At 73.0% G+C, this 21,776-nt stretch carries 18 protein-coding genes; 9 read left to right on the forward strand and 9 right to left on the reverse strand.

Annotated features, from left to right (window positions below; genetic code table 11):
* Positions 1 to 23 precede the first annotated feature (23 nt).
* Positions 24 to 233 (forward strand): helix-turn-helix domain-containing protein, encoded by a 210-nt coding sequence (locus tag ABZ858_RS16165; protein ID WP_361377659.1) that lies wholly within the window; start codon positions 24 to 26, stop codon positions 231 to 233.
* A complete protein-coding gene (locus tag ABZ858_RS16170; protein WP_361377662.1) occupies positions 233 to 799 on the forward strand; it encodes a Clp protease N-terminal domain-containing protein in 567 nt (188 codons plus the stop codon). Before ABZ858_RS16165 ends, ABZ858_RS16170 begins: the two co-directional genes overlap by 1 nt.
* Before the next feature lie 64 nt (positions 800 to 863).
* Here ABZ858_RS16170 and ABZ858_RS16175 read toward each other — a convergent pair whose 3' ends face one another.
* From ABZ858_RS16175 to ABZ858_RS16205, 7 genes are all read right to left on the reverse strand, one after another.
* A complete protein-coding gene (locus tag ABZ858_RS16175; protein WP_361377665.1) occupies positions 864 to 1,922 on the reverse strand; it encodes a helix-turn-helix transcriptional regulator in 1,059 nt (352 codons plus the stop codon).
* Between the two features lies 1 nt (position 1,923).
* The gene (locus ABZ858_RS16180) at positions 1,924 to 2,817 is read right to left on the reverse strand and encodes a hypothetical protein (protein ID WP_361377668.1); all 894 of its coding nucleotides are present in this window, start codon (positions 2,815 to 2,817) and stop codon (positions 1,924 to 1,926) included.
* Between the two features lie 235 nt (positions 2,818 to 3,052).
* Entirely contained in the window at positions 3,053 to 3,235 is a 183-nt protein-coding gene (locus tag ABZ858_RS16185) for a DUF6104 family protein (protein ID WP_019058231.1), read from the reverse strand.
* Positions 3,236 to 3,343: 108 nt separating this feature from the next.
* Complete coding sequence (locus ABZ858_RS16190; protein WP_361377672.1) at positions 3,344 to 7,213, reverse strand: multifunctional oxoglutarate decarboxylase/oxoglutarate dehydrogenase thiamine pyrophosphate-binding subunit/dihydrolipoyllysine-residue succinyltransferase subunit; 3,870 nt, start codon at positions 7,211 to 7,213, stop codon at positions 3,344 to 3,346.
* 281 nt (positions 7,214 to 7,494) lie between these two features.
* On the reverse strand, positions 7,495 to 8,598 hold the full coding sequence (locus ABZ858_RS16195; protein WP_361377675.1) for a HAMP domain-containing sensor histidine kinase: 1,104 nt from the start codon (positions 8,596 to 8,598) through the stop codon (positions 7,495 to 7,497).
* The gene (locus ABZ858_RS16200) at positions 8,595 to 9,332 is read right to left on the reverse strand and encodes a response regulator transcription factor (protein WP_361377678.1); all 738 of its coding nucleotides are present in this window, start codon (positions 9,330 to 9,332) and stop codon (positions 8,595 to 8,597) included. Before ABZ858_RS16200 ends, ABZ858_RS16195 begins: the two co-directional genes overlap by 4 nt.
* A 131-nt stretch (positions 9,333 to 9,463) precedes the next feature.
* Positions 9,464 to 10,141 carry a spermidine synthase gene (locus tag ABZ858_RS16205; protein WP_361377681.1) on the reverse strand — a complete coding sequence of 226 codons (678 nt, stop codon included), beginning with the start codon at positions 10,139 to 10,141 and terminating at the stop codon, positions 9,464 to 9,466.
* A 251-nt stretch (positions 10,142 to 10,392) separates the two neighbouring features.
* Between ABZ858_RS16205 and ABZ858_RS16210 the strand changes: the two genes are divergently transcribed.
* Positions 10,393 to 11,178 carry a rhomboid-like protein gene (locus tag ABZ858_RS16210; RefSeq protein WP_361377684.1) on the forward strand — a complete coding sequence of 262 codons (786 nt, stop codon included), beginning with the start codon at positions 10,393 to 10,395 and terminating at the stop codon, positions 11,176 to 11,178.
* A 139-nt stretch (positions 11,179 to 11,317) separates the two neighbouring features.
* On the forward strand, positions 11,318 to 13,750 hold the full coding sequence (gene lon, locus ABZ858_RS16215; protein ID WP_361377687.1) for an endopeptidase La: 2,433 nt from the start codon (positions 11,318 to 11,320) through the stop codon (positions 13,748 to 13,750).
* Between the two features lie 88 nt (positions 13,751 to 13,838).
* Here the strand turns inward: lon and ABZ858_RS16220 are convergent, their stop codons facing one another.
* Entirely contained in the window at positions 13,839 to 14,660 is an 822-nt protein-coding gene (locus ABZ858_RS16220; protein WP_361377690.1) for a lysozyme, read from the reverse strand.
* A gap of 283 nt (positions 14,661 to 14,943) precedes the next feature.
* On the opposite strand from ABZ858_RS16220, the gene ABZ858_RS16225 reads away from it, so the two are divergent.
* Entirely contained in the window at positions 14,944 to 15,444 is a 501-nt protein-coding gene (locus ABZ858_RS16225) for a MarR family transcriptional regulator (RefSeq protein ID WP_361377693.1), read from the forward strand.
* Between the two features lie 70 nt (positions 15,445 to 15,514).
* On the opposite strand, the gene ABZ858_RS16230 is transcribed toward ABZ858_RS16225, so the two are convergent.
* On the reverse strand, positions 15,515 to 16,303 hold the full coding sequence (locus ABZ858_RS16230; protein WP_361377696.1) for a hypothetical protein: 789 nt from the start codon (positions 16,301 to 16,303) through the stop codon (positions 15,515 to 15,517).
* Positions 16,304 to 16,727: 424 nt separating this feature from the next.
* Here ABZ858_RS16230 and ABZ858_RS16235 point away from each other — a divergent pair, with 424 nt between their 5' ends.
* The 4 genes from ABZ858_RS16235 to ABZ858_RS16250 are packed head-to-tail and all read left to right on the forward strand — an operon-like array spanning position 16,728 to position 21,745.
* Positions 16,728 to 20,132 carry a nitrate- and nitrite sensing domain-containing protein gene (locus tag ABZ858_RS16235; RefSeq protein ID WP_361377699.1) on the forward strand — a complete coding sequence of 1,135 codons (3,405 nt, stop codon included), beginning with the start codon at positions 16,728 to 16,730 and terminating at the stop codon, positions 20,130 to 20,132.
* Positions 20,129 to 20,635 carry a roadblock/LC7 domain-containing protein gene (locus ABZ858_RS16240; protein ID WP_361377702.1) on the forward strand — a complete coding sequence of 169 codons (507 nt, stop codon included), beginning with the start codon at positions 20,129 to 20,131 and terminating at the stop codon, positions 20,633 to 20,635. Before ABZ858_RS16235 ends, ABZ858_RS16240 begins: the two co-directional genes overlap by 4 nt.
* The gene (locus ABZ858_RS16245; RefSeq protein WP_361377705.1) at positions 20,632 to 21,078 is read left to right on the forward strand and encodes a DUF742 domain-containing protein; all 447 of its coding nucleotides are present in this window, start codon (positions 20,632 to 20,634) and stop codon (positions 21,076 to 21,078) included. Before ABZ858_RS16240 ends, ABZ858_RS16245 begins: the two co-directional genes overlap by 4 nt.
* The gene (locus tag ABZ858_RS16250; RefSeq protein WP_361377708.1) at positions 21,059 to 21,745 is read left to right on the forward strand and encodes an ATP/GTP-binding protein; all 687 of its coding nucleotides are present in this window, start codon (positions 21,059 to 21,061) and stop codon (positions 21,743 to 21,745) included. The genes ABZ858_RS16245 and ABZ858_RS16250 overlap by 20 nt, the downstream gene beginning before the upstream one ends.
* Positions 21,746 to 21,776 lie beyond the last annotated feature (31 nt).

Raw genomic sequence — 21,776 nt, forward strand, 5'->3', positions numbered from 1 at the left:
GAGTGTCAATGTACGTTGACGCCATGACCGAAGCAACGGATCTCGCCGAGCGGGCGGGCGACCGCGACCCGCGCGTCGGGCTGCGGGCCGTCGCCGCACTGCGCCGGCTGCTGGAGCAGCTGGAGGCGGTGCAGGTGCGCAGCGCTCGCGACCAGGGCTGGTCCTGGCAGGAGATCGCCGCCGAACTCGGTGTCAGCAGGCAGGCCGTGCACAAGAAGTACGGGAGGCAGTGATGTTCGAACGGTTCACCAAGGACGCCCGCGCCGTGGTGCGAGCGGCGGTCGAGCACGCCGAGCGCCAGGGGTCGCGGTCCGTGGACGCCGGGCAGCTGCTGCTCGCCCTCCTCGACCGCGAGGCGAGCCGCGCCTCCTTCGCCCTGGCGGCCCTGGGCCTGGACGCCCGCAAGGACTCCGTACGCCGGGCACTGGACGAATCGCGGCGGCACGCCGGTCTGTCCCGGGCCGACACCGACGCCCTGGCCGGACTCGGCATCGACGTTTCGCGGATCGTCTCCCGGGTGGAGGAGACGCACGGCGTCGGGGCGCTGTCCGGCGACCGGAAGGACCGGGCCTGGTGGTCGGGCCGCCGCGCCTTCGCCCCGGACGCCAAGCACACGCTCGAAAAGGCGCTGCGCATGGCGGTGGCCCGCCGCCACCAGCACATCGGGGACGAGCACATCCTGCTCGCCCTGGCCGCCCGGCCGGGCATCGCCGGCGAGATCCTCGCCGACCACGGCGTGACCTACGAGGCGCTGACCCGCGTGCTGTACGGCGAGGGGGAGGCGCGGGCGACCGGCTGAGGGCCGCCCGCACCCCTGGAGCGCCCGCACACGCGTGCGAGCCGCCCCGGCGGCGAGCCGTCCCTCAGACCTTCGGCTTGCGCAGCACCGCCCCGATGCGGGCCGCGGCCGTCGACAGCTGGCGGCGGGTGTCGCGCAACTGGTCGGAAGTGACCCCGTGGTCGCGGGCCGCGTCGCGGACCTCGTCCCGGAAGCGGTCCAGCAGCCGGTCCAGGTCGCGGGAGGGATCGCCGGTCGACTCCTCGTGCGCCCAGGCCGGTTCATAGCCGGCGGGGAAGTCCTCCGGGGTCTCGGAGTACTCCGGACCGGTCCCCGGCGCGCCGCCCGGCGCCCCGGTGCCGAAGCCGAACTCCCGGCCCAGGCCCTTGCCGAAGTCCTTGCCGAAGTCGCCGAACTCCTTGGCCAGTTCGGTCAGGCCCTCACGCACCCCCGTCGGCCAGTCGCCGCGCGCGAAGTGGTCCTGCACCTGGTCCTGGATGTGCCGGGCGATGCGCTGGACCTCCTCCTGCGCCTGCGCCCGCGCCCGCTCCTGCGCCTCCTTGGCCTGGCGCCGGGCCCGCTGGGCCTCCTCACGGGCCCGCCGGCTCTCGTCCTTGGCGCGCCGGGCCTGCTCCTTCCACTCCTGCTTGACGCGCCGCATCTCCTCCTTGGCGGCGGTCCACGCCTCGCTGTCCCCGGAGGCGTGCGGACCGCCGTCGGGGTGCGCCCCGGAGCCATGGGCCCCGGCGGAGCCCTGCCGGGCGTGGGAGGCCGCCGCGCGCATCTCGCGCCGCAGATCGCCGGCCGCGCCGCGCACGTCCGCCCGGATCTCGGCGGCGAGTTCGGCGACGGACTCGCGGATCTCCAGCTCCAGATCGGCCAGTTCACCGCTGCGGTCGGCCAGCTCGGCCCGGCCCGCGTCCGTGATGGCGTACACCTTGCGGCCGCCCTCGGTGGTGTGGGTGACCAGGCCCTCGGCCTCCAGCTTGGCCAGCCGCGGGTAGACGGTCCCCGCCGAGGGGGCGTACAGCCCCTGGAAGCGCTCCTCCAGGAGGCGGATCACCTCATAGCCGTGGCGCGGGGCCTCGTCGAGCAGCTTGAGCAGGTAGAGGCGGAGTCGTCCGTGAGCGAAGACGGGAGCCATGTCAGAGCACCTTCTTGTCGGTCGTGCCGTCGGCCGGGGCGTCGGCGGGGGCGCCGCCGTCCGGACCGGAGCCCCAGGGGCCGTCCTCCGCCGCCGGGCGCCGCAGCAGGGCGATCGAACCGGAGACCGTCGTCGCCTTGAGCCGGCCCCGGCCGGTGCCCAGCCGGCCGGTGATCCGCTTGGCGCCCCACTGGCCGCCGACCCGGAGGTCCTCGAAGGCGTTGGACACCGCGCCGCTCGCGGTGTTCGCCTCCACCTCCGCGTCGGCCGGGTGGGGGAGCCGGATGGCGATCTCGCCCGAGACGTTCGTCAGGCTGATGTCGGTGGGGGTGCCCGCCGGGTCCAGGTCGATGATCATCGAGCCGCTCACCGAGTCGGCCCGGACCGAGGAGCCGGCGCCCTCGACCAGGGTCAGGTCACCGGAGACCGAGTTGAACCGCAGGTCGCCCGAGAGGGCCTGCGCCTCCAGGTTCCCCGAGACGGTGTCCGCGCGCACCGGGCCGGTGACGCCCACCAGCGTGGTGTCGCCGGAGACGCCCTTGACCTGGGTGCGCCCGTCGATGCCGGAGACCATCGCGGCGGCCCCGACCACGCCCACCTCGACGTGCGTGCCCGCGGGGACGGCCAGGGAGACGACCGCGCTGCGCCGCCAGCCCTTGCGGTCGAGCCACTTGAGGAAGCCCTTCCAGGGCAGGTCGTCGTAGGCCACGGTCAGGACGCCGTCCCGCTGGGTGACCACCAGGGGCGGCCCCTCGATCCGGGAGACCTCCAGGCGGGCGGAACCGTCGTCGGTGCCCACGACGTTGACCGTTCCGTGGACGATGCGGACGTTCAGCTCGGTCACGGGCTCGTCGAAGGTGAGCTTCCTGGGCTCGCCCACGGACCACTCGGACATGGTGCAGACCTCCTGGGACGGACCGGACCACGCGCGACCGAAGGGACCGCAGGACCGGAGAGGGAACCGGACGGCGACGCGACACGCCATATCGCGTCCTCCATCACACACGATATATCGCGGACACGGAAAGTCAAGACACACTCGGGCGGACGCGGCAGCGCGCAGGCGCCCGGAAACACGAAAGCGCCCCCGAAGGGGCGCCCGTCCCGGCGTACCGGCCGCTCGCCGGTGCCTACTCGTCGTCCTCGTCGTCGTCCAGCCGCGCCAGCCAGGTGGCCAGCCGCTCCACCGGGACCTCGAAGTCAGGGTTCAGGTCGACGAAGGTCCGCAGCTGCTCGGCGAGCCACTCGAAGGTGACCTCCTCCTCGCCCCGCCGCTTCTCCAGTTCCTCGATGCCACGGTCAGTGAAGTACATGAGGCCAAGGATAAGTGCGCCTGCCCAAACGGCCGGGCCGCACCCCCGCGAAGGGGGTGCGGCCCGGCCAGGTGCGGCCCGCGGGAGCGTCGGCGCCCCGCGTGGCGGCTACGCGTCGAACACCTCGCGCACCAGCTGCTCCTGCTCCGCCTGGTGCCGCTTGGCGGAACCCACGGCCGGGGAGGAGGAGTGCGGCCGGGAGATGCGGCGCAGGCGCTCGCTGTGCGGCACGTCCGCGCCGACCGCCAGGTCCAGGTGGTCGATCAGGTTGAGCGCGATGAACGGCCAGGCACCCTGGTTCGCCGGCTCCTCCTGCGTCCACAGGTACTTCTCGGCGTTCGGGTACTTCTTGATCTCCGCCTGCAGCTCGGCACCCGGCAGCGGGTACAGCCGCTCGATGCGCAGGATCGCGGTGTCCGTCACGCCGCGCTTCTTCCGCTCGGCGTCGAGGTCGTAGTAGACCTTGCCGGAGCAGAAGACGACCTTCTTGACGGCGTTGGCGTCGACCGAGTCGTCGCCGATGACCGGCCGGAACTGGCCCGTCGTGAACTCCTCCGTCTTCGAGGCGGCGGCCTTCAGGCGCAGCATCGACTTCGGGGTGAAGACCACCAGCGGCTTGTGATGCGGGTTGTGCACCTGCCACCGCAGGAGGTGGAAGTAGTTCGACGGCAGGGTCGGCATCGCGACCGTCATGTTGTTCTGCGCGCACAGCTGCAGGTAGCGCTCGATGCGGGCCGAGGAGTGGTCCGGGCCCTGGCCCTCGTAGCCGTGCGGCAGCAGCAGCGTGACGCCGGAGGTCTGGCCCCACTTCTGCTCGGCGGCCGAGATGTACTCGTCGATGACCGACTGGGCGCCGTTGGCGAAGTCGCCGAACTGGGCCTCCCACATCACCAGCGCGTCCGGGCGGGTCAGCGAGTAGCCGTACTCGAAGCCCATGACCGCGTACTCGGAGAGCAGCGAGTCGTAGACGTTGTAGCGGGCCTGCTCGTCGGAGAGGTACAGCAGCGGCGTGTAGTCCTCGCCGGTCTCCCGGTCGATGAGGACCGCGTGCCGCTGGCCGAAGGTGCCGCGGCGGGAGTCCTGGCCGGACAGCCGGACCGGGACGCCCTCCAGGAGCAGCGAGCCGATGGCGAGGGTCTCGCCCATGCCCCAGTCGATCGTGCCGTCCTCGACCATCGCCGCCCGGCGCTGCATCTGCGGCAGCAGGCGCGGGTGGACGGTGATGTGATCGGGGATGTTGACCTGGGACTCGGCGATGCGCTTGACGACCTCGGCGGAGATCGCGGTGCTGACCTCGACCGGGAAGCCCGCCTGCGGGTCCGGGGACTGCGGCGCGGCCGGCTGCGCGGTCGCCTCGCGGACCTCGGTGAAGACCTTCTCCAGCTGGCCCTGGTAGTCCTGGAGCGCCTGCTCGGCCTCTTCCAGGGTGATGTCGCCGCGACCGATCAGGGACTCGGTGTAGAGCTTGCGCACCGAGCGCTTCTTGTCGATCAGGTCGTACATCAGGGGCTGGGTGAAGGCCGGGTTGTCCGACTCGTTGTGACCGCGGCGGCGGTAGCAGATGAGGTCGATCACCACGTCCTTGTTGAACGCCTGGCGGAACTCGAAGGCGAGCCGCGCGACGCGGACCACGGCCTCCGGGTCGTCGCCGTTCACGTGGAAGATCGGGGCCTCGATCATGCGGGCCACGTCCGTCGCGTACATGGAGGAACGCGAGGACTCGGGGGCCGCGGTGAAGCCGACCTGGTTGTTGATGACGATGTGGACCGTGCCGCCGGTGCGGTAGCCGCGCAGCTGCGACATGTTCAGGGTCTCGGCCACCACGCCCTGGCCCGCGAAGGCCGCGTCGCCGTGGATCGCCACCGGCAGCACGGTGAAGTCCGTGCCGCCCTTGTTGATGACGTCCTGCTTGGCGCGGGCGATGCCCTCGATGACCGGGTCGACCGTCTCCAGGTGGGACGGGTTGGCGGCCAGCGAGACGTTGATCTGCTCGCCGTCCAGGCCGGTGAAGGTGCCGCCGGCGCCCAGGTGGTACTTCACGTCGCCGGAACCGTGCATCGACTTCGGGTCGAGGTTGCCCTCGAACTCGCGGAAGATCTGCGCGTACGACTTGCCGACGATGTTGGCCAGCACGTTCAGCCGGCCGCGGTGGGCCATGCCGATGACGACCTCGTCCAGGCGGGACTCGGCGGCCGAGTCCAGCACCGCGTCGAGCAGCGGGATGACGGACTCGCCGCCCTCCAGCGAGAAGCGCTTCTGGCCGACGTACTTCGTCTGCAGGAAGGTCTCGAAGGCCTCCGCCGCGTTCAGCCGGCGCAGGATGCGCAGCTGCTCCTCGCGCTCCGGCTTGGAGTGCGGGCGCTCCACGCGGTCCTGGATCCACTTGCGCTGCTTGGGGTCCTGGATGTGCATGAACTCGATGCCGACCGTGCGGCAGTACGAGTCGCGCAGCACGCCGAGGATGTCGCGCAGCTTCATCATCGACTTGCCGGCGAAGCCGCCGACGGCGAACTCGCGCTCCAGGTCCCACAGGGTGAGGCCGTGCTCGGTGATGTCCAGGTCGGGGTGCTTGCGCTGCTGGTACTCCAGCGGGTCGGTGTCGGCCATGACGTGGCCGCGGACCCGGTAGGAGTGGATCAGCTCGAAGACGCGGGCGGCCTTGGTGACGTCGTCGTCGTGGCTGGCGTCGATGTCCTTGAGCCAGCGGACCGGCTCGTAGGGGATGCGCAGCGCCTCGAAGATGTCGTCGTAGAAGCCGTTCTCGCCGAGCAGCAGGTTGGCGACGACGCGCAGGAACTCGCCGGAGGCGGCGCCCTGGATCACCCGGTGGTCGTAGGTCGACGTGAGCGTCATGACCTTGGAGATGCCGAGCTTGTTCAGGGTGTCCTGGGAGGTGCCCTGGAACTCCGCCGGGTAGTCCATGGAGCCGACGCCCATGATCACCGACTGGCCGGGCATCAGGCGCGGCACCGAGTGCACCGTGCCGAGGCCGCCGGGGTTGGTGAGGGAGACGGTGACGCCGGTGAAGTCGTCCATCGTCAGCTTGCCGTCGCGGGCGCGGCGGACGATGTCCTCGTAGGCCTGCCAGAACTCGAAGAAGTTCAGCGTCTCGGCCTTCTTGATCGCCGCGACGACGAGCTGGCGGTCGCCGTTGGGCTTGACCAGGTCGATGGCGAGACCGAGGTTGACGTGCTCCGGCTTGACCAGGGTCGGCTTGCCGTCCTTCTCCGCGAAGGAGAAGTTCATCGCCGGCATGGCCTTGACGGCCTGCACCATCGCGTACCCGATGAGGTGCGTGAAGGAGATCTTCCCGCCGCGGGCCCGCTTGAGGTGGTTGTTGATGACGATGCGGTTGTCGAACAGCAGCTTCACCGGGACGGCGCGCACGGACGTGGCCGTGGGCAGCTCCAGGGAGGCGTTCATGTTCTTGGCGACCGCGGCGGACGGGCCGCGCAGCGTCACCAGCTCGGGACCCTGCGGCGCCTCGGTGGCGGGCGCGGCCTTCGCGGCGGCCCCCGGCGCGGCCTTGGCGGCGGCCGGGGCCGGCTTCGCGGGGGCCGGGGCCTGCGCGGCGGGCTTGGCCTGAGCGGCGGGCTTGGCCGCGGCGGGCGCGGGCGCGGGCGCGGCGGCCGGAGCCGGGGCGGCGGGCGCGGGCTTGGCGGCGGCGGGCGCGGCCTGGGCCTGGGCGGGCCGGGCCGGGGCGGCGGGCGCCGCCTGGGGGGCCGGGGGAGCCGCGGGAGTGGTCCCTGCGGCCCCCGTGGCCGCAGTACCCGCCGGAGCCGGCGCGGCGGCGGCCCCCGGCTTGTAGTCCGCGAAGAAGTCCCACCAGGCGCGGTCTACGGAGTTCGGGTCCTGGAGGTACTGCTGATAGATCTCGTCGACGAGCCACTCGTTGGCACCGAACGCGGCCGCGGGGTTCTTCCCGGCTTGGTCGGTCTCGGTGGAGATGCTCGAGTTACTGGGGGACTGTGGCGACACGGCGGCAACCGCCCTCTTCCGCTTCACAAGGTGATGGACAGCGGGAATAAAGGCTACGCCCCCAAGAGCGTGAAGGTCAGGTCGAGCCCGTTCATCGTCGCGTAAGTCACATCGAAACCCGGGTTTCGGGGCTTGAAATGGCGGGAAACAAGCGTGGTTCGCCCATGCGTGGGAAGGGGCCACCCGGGCCTGTCCCCGTAGGGTCGCGGGCCCCTGCCTGATCACACGCGCCGAGCTGCGCGGACGCTCGTGGATCTTGTGGTTCCGGGTCGAACTTTACGTCAACTTGGCACAGAGGGAAGCCCGGGAAGGGTGATGAGGATCCGGCAGCCCCGATCGGATTCGGCCACCCCGATCCGGCCGCCGTGCAGATCCACCGCCCAGCGGGCGATCGCCAGGCCGAGCCCGGTGCCGCCGTCGCTGCCGGGGCCGTGCGGCCGGCTCACCGCGCCCCGGTTGAAGCGCTCGAAGACCCGGTGCCACTCCGAGCGCGGGATGCCCGGGCCCTCGTCGAGGACTTCCAGCTCCAGCGACTCCGGCTGCGGCCCGCGGCGCGCCTTCACCGTGACCCGGCCGTGCGGCGGGCTGTGCTTGACCGCGTTGTCGATCAGGTTGGCGACCACCTGGTGGATGCGCTCGGGGTCGGCGTGCGCGGTCAGCTCCGGCGGGGACACGTCGAGGCTGAGATGGACGTCGGTGCGGGTGTGGCTGCCGGAGCCGGAGGCCATGCCCGCGCGCGCGGAGGCGACCATGTTGGCCTCCTTGAGCACGCCCGACAGGTACGGCCACACCTCGAAGCGGCGCATCTTCAGCGGGACCACGCCGTTGTCCAGCCGGGACAGGTCGAGCAGCGTCTCCACCAGCCGCCCCAGCCGCTCGGTCTGCTTCAGGGCGGTGCGCATGGTCTCGGCGTCGGCCTCGGTGACCCCGTCGACGATGTTCTCCAGCACCGCGCGCAGGCCCGCGATGGGCGTGCGCAGCTCATGTGAGACATTCGCCACCAGTTCCTTGCGCTGGCGGTCCTGGGCGGCCAGCTCGTCCGCCATGCGGTTGATCGTCTGGGCCAGGTCGCCCAGCTCGTCCCGGCGGTTCTCCAGCACCCGGCGCGTGTAGTCGCCGTGCGAGATGGACCGGGCCACCGCGTTCATCTCGTCCAGCGGCGCGGTCAGCGAGTGCGCCACGAACTGCGTGATCAGCAAGGTGGCGATCATCGAGAAGACCATGATGAAGCGCAGCTCGGTCTTGGTGTGCACCGCGATCATCGACAGGCCCGTGGTGATCAGCACCGAGATGACGACCAGCGCGCCCAGCTTCGTCTTGACCGAGAACGGGCGCACCCCGCCCCAGGGCTCCCGGCCCCCGCGTGCGGCCCGCCCGTCGCTCATGCGGCCGGCGTCTCCAGCGCGTAGCCCACGCCGTGCACCGTACGGATCCGCTCGGCGCCGATCTTCCGGCGCAGCGCCTTGATGTGGCTGTCGACGGTCCGGGTGCCCGAGGCGTCCGCCCAGTCCCACACCTCCGCCAGCAGTTGCTCGCGGGAGAGCACCGCGCGCGGGGTGTTCGCCAGGCACACCAGGAGGTCGAACTCGGTGGGCGTCAGGTGGACGTCCTCGCTGCGCACCCGCACCCGGCGCTGGGCGTGGTCGATCTCCAGTTCGCCCAGGCGCAGGATGCCGCTGCGCGGTGTCGCCGCGGCCTGCGCCGCCCGCTCCATGCGGCGCAGCAGCACGTGCACGCGGGCGGCCAGCTCCCGGATCGAGAACGGCTTGGTCATGTAGTCGTCGGCGCCGACGCCGAGGCCGACCAGCATGTCGGTCTCGTCGTCCCGGGCGGTGAGCATCAGCACCGGCACCGGCCGCTGGGCCTGCACCCGGCGGCACACCTCCAGGCCGTCGAAGCCCGGCAGCATGATGTCGAGGATCAGCAGATCGGGCTGCCACGCCTCGGCGGTGTCGACGGCCGAGGGCCCGTCGCCCGCGGTCTGCACGAGGAATCCCTCGGCCCGCAGACGGGTGGCGATGGCGTCCATGATGGTCTGGTCGTCCTCGACCACCAGCACCCGGCGCTGTGCGCCCGGACCGGCCGTCGTGCCGCCCTGCGCGGTGTGTGTCTGCTCCATCGCCCGCCCCTGAGTGTGCTGTCCGGAATCCGTGGGGTGATTCCGGTGATTCCTTGACTGCGCGTGGTTGCGATTGACGCTTGAATGATCGGCGTCAGGGATGCAGCGTACGGGGAGACGCTGCGGCTTTGCTATCCAGGCCGGACGGCGAGGTGCACGACGTCCGGTACGCCCCGGGCAACCGGGATCTCTTCGGTGCGCACCTGTTGGAACCCGACATTCCGCAAGGTTCCTTCAAAATCCGGAGACGGTCCGGCGGACCACACCGCGAGTACTCCGCCGGGGTTCAACGCCCGTGCGCAGCTTGCCAGTCCGGCCGGTGCGTAGAGCACCTCGTTGCCCTCGGTGACCGTCCAGCCGGGGCCGTTGTCGATGTCGAGGCACAGGGCGTCGAACGTGTCCGATGTCTCATTGACGTAAGGGACCAGATCGGCCTCGGCGATCCCGGTGCGCGGGTCGGCCAGCGCCGCCGCGGTCAGGTGGGCGAGCGGGCCGCCGCGGTGCCAGGCGATGATCGCGCTCTCCCGTTCGACCACGGTGATCCGGCCCCAGCGCGGCTCCGCGGCGGCGTGCGCGAGCGAGAAGCCGACGCCGAGACCGCCGATCAGCAGCCGCGGCGCGGGCCGTCCGTCCAGCGCGCCGAGCGCGGCGTCCACCAGCCGCCGCTCCGAGCGCCCGTCGGAGGTGTCCATCAGAAAGCAGCCGTTGGCGATGATCTGCAGCAACGCGCCGTGCCGGCGCAGCGCGACCTCGCCGTGGGGACCCTCGCGCCGGTCCAGCACCACAGGAGCCTCGTACGGGGCGTTCATGGGGTCATCCTGCCCGAACAGGCCGCGGCCACCCCATGAATTACGGGTGACGTGCGGGGACGCCCGCGACGGGGGCGGGCGTTGGCGGGCGTGCCGTGCGGCCGGGGCGGATGTGGTGGGCGGGCGGCGGATGTGCGTCGTGCTGCCGGAAGTTAATAGGTTGCTGTGAATCGGTCCCCGGGACGGTGTCGGTCATGGACATGGGTGCGCGCGGGACGAAGGCTGAGGTGTGTCGGAAGGAGGGCCCCACGGTGGAACGGACCGCGCAGGCAGGCGTCGAGGCCGCGCCCCTCCCGGAGGCCATGCCGCGCCAGCGGCCGGGCGAGGAGCCCGTGGCCGCCGCCGGCGAGCAGGCCGTGATCGCGTCCGGCGCCGCCGCGTCCCGGGCCCTCGCGCCGGCCCTCGCCGTACGGCTGCGCGCGCTGCGCCCCGGGCAGCTGCTGCCCACCCCGGCCGGCACCCCGTTCACCTTCACCTACGCGGTCCTGCTCACCCTCACCTCGCTCATCACCCGCTACGCGCCCGCCCCGCTGGTGGACGCCTTCTACCGCGGCTCCAGCACGGACGTCGCCCATCTGGTGCGGTCCCCGCTGCTGGTGCTGTCGGCCAGCGCGCTGTGGGTGGCGGGCGGGATCGTGTCGCCGTACTCCCTGTGCTTCCTGCTGGTGCTGACCGCGCTGGAGCGCCGCGCGGGCGGACTGCGTACGGCCGGTGTCTTCGTCTTCGGCCATGTGTGCGCCACGCTCGCCACCGAGGTCCCCGTCGGGCTCGCGGTGCTGGCCGGCCGGCTGCCCGACAGCGCGCTGCACCGCCTCGACTACGGCATCAGCTTCGGCGTCGCCGCCAGCGTCGGCGCCCTGTCCGGACTGCTCGGCCCCTGGCTGCGCTGGCCCCTGCTCGCCGGGTTCGGCGGGATGGTCCTCGCGGACCTGTGCACCACCACCGACCCGATGACCGGCGCGGGGCACCTCATCTCCGTGCTGCTCGGCGTCGCGAGCTGGCCGGTGCTGCGGCGCGGACTCCGGCCCCTGCGCTGACCTCCTGGTCTTCCCGGGTTCTTGGTTCTTCTCCCTCCGCTCCCCGTCGATCGCTCACAGCGAACACCCGCCGGGGAACATTCGGCGGCTCACGCGCATTGAGTCGGCATAGCTCAACTTGACTGCCGAAGGGGAGATCATGGCTGCTGAGTCCACGGCGTTCACACCGCTCGCCCTGCCCGTGCTGCCGCTCGACGACGAGGTGGTGCTGCCCGGGATGGTGGTACCGCTGGACCTGAGCGACGCCGAGGTACGGGCCGCGGTGGAGGCGGCGCAGGCCGCCGCCCGGTCGGAACCGGGCAAGCCCAGGGTGCTGCTGGTGCCGCGCGTCGAGGGCGCGTACGCGACGACCGGCGTGCTGGGCACCGTAGAGCAGGTCGGGCGGCTGGCCGACGGCGATCCGGGGGCGCTGGTCCGCGGCCGGAGCCGGGTGCGGATCGGCGCCGGCACCACCGGGCCGGGAGCGGCGCTGTGGGTCGAGGGCACGCAGGTCGACGAGAGCGTGCCGGACCCGCTGCCGGGCCAGGTGACGGAACTCGTCAAGGAGTACAAGGCACTGGCCACCGCCTGGCTGCGCAAGCGCGGCGCCTGGCAGGTCGTCGACCGGGTCCAGGCCATCGACGGCGTCTCCGCGCTGGCCGACAACTCCGGTTACTCGCCCTTCCTCACCACCGAGCAGAAGATCGAGCTGCTGGAGACCGCGGAGCCGGTGGCCCGGCTGCGGCTCGCCACCCGCCTGCTGCGCGACCATCTCGCCGAGCAGGACGTCGCCGAGACCATCGCCAAGGACGTCCAGGAGGGCGTCGACAGGCGGCAGCGCGAGTTCCTGCTGCGCCGCCAGCTCGAAGCCGTCCGCAAGGAGCTGCGCGAGCTGAACGGGGAGAGCGGCAAGGACCCCGCCGAGGAGTCCGACGACTACCGCGCCCGCGTGGAGGCCGCCGACCTGCCCGGGACGGTCCGCGAGGCCGCCCTCAAGGAGGTCGACAAGCTGGAGCGCGCCTCCGACCAGTCGCCCGAGGGCTCCTGGATCCGCACCTGGCTGGACACGGTCCTGGAGCTGCCCTGGAACGAGCGGACCGACGACACGTACGACATCCAGGGCGCCAAGGCGGTCCTGGACGCCGAGCACGCGGGCCTCAAGGACGTGAAGGAGCGGATCACCGAGTACCTCGCGGTGCGCAAGCGCCGCAGCGAGCGCGGCCTCGGGGTGATCGGCGGCCGGCGCGGCGGCGCGGTCCTGGCGCTGGTCGGGCCGCCCGGCGTGGGCAAGACGTCCCTGGGCGAGTCCGTCGCCCACGCCATGGGGCGCGCGTTCGTCCGGGTCGCCCTCGGCGGCGTCCGCGACGAGGCCGAGATCCGCGGCCACCGGCGTACGTACGTGGGCGCGCTGCCCGGCCGGATCGTGCGCGCGATCAAGGAGGCCGGGTCGATGAACCCGGTGGTCCTGCTGGACGAGATCGACAAGGTGGGCTCCGACTTCCGCGGCGACCCGGCCGCGGCCCTCCTCGAAGTCCTCGACCCGGCGCAGAACCACACCTTCCGGGACCACTACCTGGAGGTGGAACTCGACCTGTCGGACGTCGTCTTCCTGGCCACCGCCAACGTCCTGGAGGCGATCCCGGAGGCCCTGGCCGACCGGATGGAGATCGTCCGCCTGGACGGCTACACCGAGGACGAGAAGGTCGTCATCGCCCGCGACCACCTGCTCCCGCGCCAGCTGGAGCGGGCGGGCCTGCGCGCGGACGAGGTCGTGATCGAGGAGGGCGCGCTGCGCAGGCTGGCCGGCGAGTACACCCGCGAGGCGGGCGTGCGCACCCTGGAGCGGTCCGTCGCCCGGCTGCTGCGCAAGGTGGCCGCCCAGCACGAACTGGGCGAGCGGGAGCTGCCGTTCACCGTCACCGCCGACGGGCTGCCCGCGCTGGTCGGCCGGCCGCACCATGTGCCCGAGTCCGCCCAGGACCCGGCCGAGCGCCGTACGGCGGTGCCGGGAGTGGCGACCGGACTCGCGGTCACCGGGGCCGGTGGGGACGTGCTGTACGTCGAGGCGTCGCTCGCCGATCCCGAGACGGGCGCGGCGGGCCTGACCCTGACCGGTCAGCTGGGCGACGTGATGAAGGAGTCCGCGCGGATCGCGCTGAGCTTCCTGCGCAGCCACGGCGCCGAGCTGGAGCTGCCGGTGGGCGATCTCAAGGACCGGGGCGTGCACATCCACTTCCCGGCGGGCGCGGTCCCCAAGGACGGCCCGAGCGCCGGCGTCACGATGACCACCGCGCTGGCCTCGCTGCTCTCGGGGCGGCTGGTGCGCACGGACGTGGCGATGACCGGTGAGGTGTCGCTGACCGGGCGGGTGCTGCCCATCGGCGGTGTCAAGCAGAAGCTGCTGGCCGCGCACCGGGCGGGCGTCACCACGGTGATCATCCCCAAGCGCAACGAGCCCGACCTGGACGACGTCCCGGCGGAGGTGCTGGACAAGCTCGACGTCCACGCCGTCACCGACGTCCGCCAGGTCCTGGAACTCGCCCTCGCCCCCGCGACGGACGGGGCGCGGCGGGAGGTTCCGGCGGCGGCGTGACGGACGCCGCCGGACGAGAGGAGGCCCGGGTCCCCACGAGGGACCCGGGCCACTTCGCTGATCCGTACGCCCGCGGTGGGCGTACGGATCAGCCGTTGGCCAGCGCCTTCACCCGGTCCAGCGTGCCGTTGAACTTGTCGTGGTCGCCCACCGTGGGGCCGGACGAGGTGTACTGCCACATCGTGTAGTAGCCCCAGCCCGCCGGGAGCGTGCCCGGGGCCGAGGCGTAGCGGGCGATCCACAGCGGGTTCTTCGCGGCGAAGCCGGCGTAGTTGCCGGTGCACTGGGTCCACCAGCTGGTGGCCGTGTAGAGCACGGCGTCGCGGCCGGTGCGGGACTTGTAGGTGTTCAGGAAGTCGGCGATCCAGCTGACCATGGCGCTCGCGGACTTGCCGTAGCAGGCGGCGCCGTAGGGGTTCCACTCGATGTCCAGGGCGCCGGGCAGGGTCTTGCCGTCCTTGGACCAGCCGCCGCCGTGGTCGACGAAGTAGTTGGCCTGGGCGGCGCCGCTGGTGCTGTCCGGGGTCGCGAAGTGGTACGAGCCGCGGATCATGCCGACGTTGTACGAGCCGTTGTACTGCTGCGTGAAGGAGGGGTTCGTGTAGGAGGTGCCCTCGGTCGCCTTGGTGTAGGCCCAGCGGACACCGCTGCTCCACAGCGTGGACCAGGCGACGTTGCCCTGGTAGCCGGCGACGTCGACGCCCTCGGTCTGGGTGGCGGTGGCGGTGGTGGCGGGCGCGCCGCCGCGGCCGTCGTGGGCGAGGACGCCCATGCCCATGTAGGCGGAGCCGCGGGCGGGCGCGCTGTCGGCGGAGGAGGGGGCCGTGAGGAGACAGGAGAACGCCGCGAGCAGGACTCCCGCGGCGGTCAGCCGCCGCGTGCGGGCCGTTCCGGATCTGTGCACGGGCATGATGACGTGCCTCCGAAGGTCGGTGGTGCCCGGTGGGGGGAAACGCGGGCATGGCCCACGGTCGCACGAGGGGAGGGCGGGGCACGGGAGACCCGCCGGGGGTGTCGATGGCGTGGCCATGCCATTCAGTGCCTGTCACGAAGCTACGCACGTAGACCGGGGCCTGGGAAGGGGGGCCGGGGGCTGCCGTTGGTCTACGCCTGCGAAATACTGGCCGAGCTGCGGCGATGGCGGCGGCCGGCGGAAACTTTCAGGACCGGGAAACCTCAGGGCAGGGGCTGACGTGCACGAAGACGCAAAGGGCGGCGGACGTGGACCCGCATCCGGCGAGGCCGCGCCCGGCGGTGAGGACCGGGAGTTCCTGTCCCTGGAGCGGGAACTGACGGTACTGCTGCGGCGCGCCCGGGCCAACCAGGGCGAGATGGCCCGCGAGGTCCACCCCGACCTGGAGTCCGCGGCGTACGGACTGCTGGTCCGGCTGGACGAGAGCGGCGGCCAGCGCGCCACCGCGCTCGCCGCCTACGTCGGCGTCGGCAAGGCCACCATGTCGCGCCAGCTGCGCGCCCTGGAGGAACTGGGCCTGGTCGCCCGCGAACCGGACCCCGCGGACGGCCGGGCCTGGCTGGTGGCCCTCACCGAGGAGGGCAGCCGCCGGGTCGGCCGGGTGCGCGACGCCCGCCGGGCGCGCTACGTCAGCCAGCTCGCCCACTGGGACCGCCGCGAGGTGGCCGAACTCGCCCGGCTGCTGCACCAGCTGAACGGCGTCGTGGAGAAGGCGAAGTAGGCCGGGGCGGGGAAAGCGGTCAGGGGGAGGGGAAGCGGCAAGGGCGTGGGGCGAGGCCGCCGGCCGCCGCTCACAGCTCCACGAACACCACGCTCGCGTCGTCGTGCGTCTTGCCGCGCCCCAGGTGCGTCCGCGCCTCGCGGTCGGCCCGCTCCAGGTCCCGTACCCGGTCCACGAGCGCCTGCGCGCCCTCCTTGCGCAGCAGGCCCAGGCAGTGCGCCCAGTCGCCCTCGCGGAACGTCTCCACCCAGCGTGCGGCCCCGTCGGTCAGCGCGGCCAGGGCGCGCACCTGCGCGCGCGGCACGCTCCCGGTCACCGCCCGGTCGGCCACCGACGGGTCGGCCGCCGCGGTGAAGAAGCCGCCCTCCTTGTTGCGCACGCTGGCGTCGACGAGCGCGTCGGTGGCCAGGGCGGCGCTCGGCAGCCGGGCCAGCCGGTCGTCCAGGACCGGTATGACCAGGCCGTCGGGGGACTCCAGCAGGAGCGCCGAGTCGCACAGGACCAGATGGTCGACCGTGACGGCGGACCAGCGGACGAGCACCACGGTTGCCTGTGGCGTCCGAGGGTGAGAAAGGTCACAGGTGTGCGCGTGAGCTGCGGCGGTGCGCCCGATCGCCTCCGCGAGCACCTCCGGCAGCGTCAGATCCGGGCGCGAAACGGTCAGTTCGGTCAGCGCGCCGCCCAGCCGGGCGGTGAACCAGGGGACCGAATGCAGACAGCCCGTTCCGGCCGGCGACGGCGTCACCCCGTCCAGGACGACCAGGCACCCGCCCTGCCCGGAGGCGGGCAGTGCGAGGGCCGTGAAGTCCTCGTTCGGGTGATCCGGGGCGCCGGCCTCTGAAACAACCTCAGTACGCATCCGGCCAGTCTGCACCAGCCCTTCACATGGGCTGCCAAAGACTGGCAACCACCTTCGAATTGGCGCAGTGTCGCAGGTCAGGCGCCTGATTTGAGAGGGAATGGCGGGCTCGGGGAAGGCGTGGCGGCGCATCCTGCCAAAGCCTGCGGCCGACGTCCAACCGGCCCGCCGCACGCCCCCCGGGCGGGTGCCGGAGGAACTTGCCCGCCAACTACCCTCCGGGGTTCACTCCTTCGGGTGGCCGGTCGGACGATGCGGGACCACTGCCCACCGGCACTGGGAGGGTCGGAAACCGATGCGGGTCCCCCCTGCTCGCGCCGGTACCGCGGCGCGGGACCCGGGGGAGGGTGCGCGCACCCGTCGCACCAGCTGACGGAACGCCACCCGGGCCCATGAGTACACGAGTACAGGAATGCGAGCACCGGTGCAGAAGAAGCGGCCTCGGCGCACAGGCAGGCAGACGGCCACCGCGAAGGGACCGGAGCCCACGTCCGGCGCCCCCCTCGCCGCCCCCGTGGGCAAGGGCCGCCCCACCCATGTGCGCAACCGCCTCATCGCCGCCGTCGCCGTCGTGGCCGCCGTCGTGGCCGGCGCCGGCGCGCCCTCGGTGATCGCCGCCTCCGGCCGGGTGAGCGACTCCCAGAACCTGGTCACCCTCGCCGGGCAGACCCAGGACGCCCTGGCCCTGGCCCACTCCCTGGCCGACGAACGCGACGAGGTCACCTCCTACGTCGCGGCCGGCCGCCCCCGGTCCAAGGCGCCCTCCGAGCAGCGCAGTACCCGCGTGGACCGCCAGGTCGAGGAGTTGCGCACCGCCTCCGGCACACCGGCCTGGCTGCGCACCGACCTGGACTCCATCGCCGCCCTGCGGCGCTCGGCGCTCACCGGGCAGAGCACCGCCCTCCAGGCCCACCAGGCGTACTCCGCCACCATCGCCGAACTGCACCGGCTCGCCGAGCAGCTGGCCGACGAGATGCCGGCGCGCGCCGGCTCCGGGGCGCACGCCCTGGCCGAGCTGGACACCGCAGTCCAGCAGTCCGCCGCCGCCCGCGGACTGCTGCTCGCCGCCCTGAACGTGCCGCACTCCACCGAGACCGTCTACAACCCGGTCACCGGCCTGACCGAGCAACGGGCCACCTTCTCGAAGTCCGGCGCCGCGCAGCGCGACACGCTCAGCGCCGCCGCCCAGCTCGCCCGGGTCCGCTCCGACGCCGCCCTCGCCGCGTTCCGCGAGACCGCGCCCGAGACGGCCCGCGACTCCTACGACTCCACCGTCACCGGCTCCGAGTCGGACACCGCCGAGAACTACCTGAAGAAGCTCACCGACCAGCCGGAGCTGTCCGACTCCGACCTGTCCACCAGCGCCGCCAAGCTCGACGCCGCCCTGTCGGCCCGCATCGACCTCATGCGCGGCGCGGAGTCCTCCCTCTACGACCACCGCACCAAGGGCCTCGCGAAGCTCCGCGACGACGACGTCACCGCGCTGGAGCTGCGCGTCGCCCTGCTCGGCGCCCTGCTGCTGGTCGCCATCGGCATCGCCACCGCCCTGGCCCGCACCCTCACCCGTCCGCTCGCCGTGCTGCGCCTGGGCTCGGCCCGGCTGGCCGGCGCCGCGGACCCGGCCGCCGAGGAACCCATCCGCTTCACCGGCCGCGACGACGAGTACGCCCAGGTCGTCCGCTCCGTCAACACCCTGCACACCCAGGCGGCCGCCCTCGCCGAGCGGATCGCCACGCTGGAGACCGACCGCAAGCACCTGGTCGGCCAGCGGCAGAAGATGGCGGACGCCCGCGAGGAACTGCGCGCCGAACTCGCCGAGTCCGGTGCCCAGCTGGAGCGGCTGCGCAGCGGCATCGGCTCCACCTTCGTCAGCCTGGCGCTGCGCACCCTCGGCCTGGTCGAACGGCAGCTCGCCGTCATCGAGGGCCTGGAGGAGCGCGAGCAGGACCCCGACCGCCTCGCCACCCTCTTCAAGCTCGACCACTTCGCCACGGTGATGCGCCGGCACAGCGAGAACCTCCTCGTGCTGGCCGGCACCGAGCACGTCCAGCAGCACGCCGGGCCGGTCCCGCTGGTCGACGTCGTACGGGCCGCGGTCAGCGAGATCGAACGCTACGAGCGGGTCCGCATCGCCGCGCTGCCGCCGCACGCCCACGTGGCCGGCTTCGCCGCCGACGACCTCTCCCACCTGCTGGCCGAACTCATGGAGAACGCCACCTCGTTCTCGCCGCCCGACCGTCCCGTCGAGGTCTCCGGCTGGCTGCTGGAGAACGGCGAGATCATGCTCTCCGTGCAGGACGAGGGCATCGGCGTGGCCGGCGACCGGCTGCCCCGGCTCAACGCCCGCCTCGCCGCACCCGACCCGGACGCCCTCCACGGCGAGGACGGCGACGGGGGCGAGGACGGTCTCGGGCTCGGCCTGTACGTGGTGGCCCGGCTCGCCCACCGGCACGGGGTACGCGTGCAGCTGCGCGAGCAGAAGCAGGGCGGCACCGCGGCGGTCGTCGTCGTGCCCCAGCCGCTGCTGGCCGCCGCCCCCGCCTCCGCCGTCCCGGTCGCGGGCCCGGCCCACGGCGGCACCGGGACGTTCTCCCTGCCGGGCGCGGACGCCGAGGCCAACTCCAACGTGCTGCCCGCCCGCACCAAGGACACCGACCCGCTGGTGGCCCTGGCGGAGCGCGCGGTCCAGGAGGCCGAGGAGGCCCCCGCGCCCGCCGCACCGGCCGCGCCCGCCGCGTCCGGTGTGGAGACGACCCCGCGGGAGTCCCCGGCCGAGACCACGATGGAGCTGCTGCTGCCCTTCCCGGCCCCGGAGGCGACGACGCCGTCCCGGCCCACCTCCGGGACCACCGGCACCGGGCCCGTCCCGCCGACGCCGCCCACGGGCGACGACGGCGCCGACAGCGGCCGGCCGGCACGCGCCACCGGCGGCCGACCCCCCGCCGAGGCCACGCCCGACGCCGGGGCCCGCCCGGCGGACGCACCGCCCGCCGCGGACCCCGCACCGGACGCACCCGGTGGCGGCGACCGAGCCCAGCACGTGCCCGGCGGCACCTGGACCAGCACGACGGCCACCCCCGGCTTCGCGGACCCCGCACCGGACGCACCCGGTGGCGGCGACCGAGCCCAGCACGCGCCCGGCGGCACTTGGACCAGTACGGCGGACACCCCCGGCTTCGCGGACCCCGCACCGGACGCACCCGGTGGCGGCGACCGAGCCCAGCACGCGCCCGGCGGCACTTGGACCAGCACGGCGGCCACCCCCGCCGGCACCCGTGACCGCGCGGACGAAGCCCCCGGCGGCGCCCCCCGCCCGGAGGACACGCCCGGCCGCGGTACCCACCCGCAGGACACGCTCGCCCGCACCACCCACCCGCACGACGACCGGACCCCCACCGAGGACCCGGCCGGGACCGACCACGCTCGCACCACGGCCGACCAGGCCGACCACGCCCGTACCACGGCCGACCAGGCCGACCAGGCCGACCACACCCGTACCGCGGCCGACCTGGCCGACCACCCCCGCACCGTGGCCCACCAGGCCGAGCACGCCCGCGCTCCGGAAGAACCGCTCACCGCCAAGGGGCTGCCCAAGCGCACCCCGAAGATCACCACCCCCGCCCACGCCCCGCGCCAGCGCACCGGTTCCGTGGACGCCGAGGCACTCCGCCGCCGACTGGGCGGCTTCCGCCGCGGAGCCCAGGCGGGCTACCGCGACGTGGAGCAGGAGATCGCGGAACAGACCGCCCAGCACCACCGGCCGGCCCCGGCCGCCCGCGCACAGGCCGAGGAACCCACGGGGGGCACAGTCGAGGAGGCAAGCAGTTGACAGCGCCCACCACCTTCGGACTGAGCAGCGAGGCCCGCAACCTGCACTGGCTGCTGACCAATCTGGTCGAGGAGGTGCCCGGCATCGAATCCGTCGCCGTGGTCTCCTCCGACGGCCTGCTGCTCCTCTCCTCCGATCAGGACCGGATCGACGAGGCCCGGCGCACCCGCCGGGCACCGACCCGGTCCGGGCCCCGCGGCTCCGCCGCCGACCTGGCCACCGTCGTCTCCGGCATCGGCAGCCTCACCGTCGGCGCGGCCCGGCTGATGGACTCCGGTGCCGTCAAGCACACGATGGTCGCGATGGAGGAGGGCAGCCTGTTCGTGATGGCCATCAGCGACGGCTCGCTGCTCGGCGTGCACGGCTCCGCGGAGTGCGACATGAGCGTGGTGGCGTACCACATGGCGCTCTTCGTCGGCCGCGCCGGGCACGTCCTGACGCCCGAACTCCGCAGCGAACTGCGGAAGTCCCTGGAGTCCGAGTCGGCGGGGAGTGCCCGATGAGCAGTGCGACCAGCGGCCCGGCGGGCAAGGCGCCCCGGCAGCAGCTGCCGGTGCGCGGCGGGGTCCGCAAACCCGCCCGGGTCCGCCCGTACTCGCTCACCGGCGGCCGCACCCGCTTCGGCCACGTCCTGCTGGTGGAGACGTTCGTGGCGAGCACCGCCGCGCTGGAGGCCGCCGAGGAGCGCAAGGAGCTGACGAGCGCGCCGCTGGCCGTCCGGGTCATGCCGGAGCTGCGGGCCATCGTCGAACTGTGCCGCCGGATGCGTACGGTGGCCGAGATCGCCGCGCTGCTGAAGATGCCGCTCGGTGTGGTCCGCGTCCTCCTGAGCGACCTCGCGGACCAGGGAAAGATCCGTGTGTACGGCACCGGAACCGGTCACGGCACCGGCCGCCCGGACCGCGCTCTGCTGGAAAGGGTGCTGAGTGGACTCCGCCGTCTCTGATTCCGCCGTCTCCGACGCCGCCGCCTTCGCTGCCGGTGTCTCCCCCCTCGACGGGACCGCCGCCGGAACCGTCGACGAAACCGACGAGACCCTGCGGCCCTGGCAGACGGACCGCACCCGCGCCCCGATCGCCACGAAGATCGTGGTGGCCGGGGGGTTCGGCGTGGGCAAGACCACGCTGGTCACCACCGTCTCGGAGATCACGCCGCTGCAGACCGAGGCGCTGATGACCGAGGCGAGCGCGCCGACCGACGATCTGAGCGCCACACCGCAGAAGCTGACCACGACCGTGGCCATGGACTTCGGCCGGATCACGCTCGACGACGACCTCGTGCTGTACCTGTTCGGCACGCCGGGCCAGCAGCGGTTCTGGTTCATGTGGGACGACCTGGTGCGCGGCGCGATCGGCGCCGTCGTGCTGGCCGACACCCGCCGCCTCAAGGACTGCTTCCCGGCCCTCGACTACTTCGAGAGCTGCGGGCTGCCGTACGTCGTCGCGGTCAACCACTTCGACGGCAGCGAGCTGTTCGAGCCGGAGGACGTCCGGGAGGCCCTCACGGTCCCCGCGCACATACCTGTCATGATCATGGACGCGCGGCGCCGGATCTCGGTGATCGAGACCCTGCTGGCCCTCGTGGCCCACGCGCTCGAAGAGACCCCCGAATGATCCTTCGAGCAGTCCAGAAGTCGTAGGAGGC

Source organism: Streptomyces sp. NPDC047017, from assembly GCF_040644175.1.
Lineage (GTDB): Bacteria > Actinomycetota > Actinomycetes > Streptomycetales > Streptomycetaceae > Streptomyces.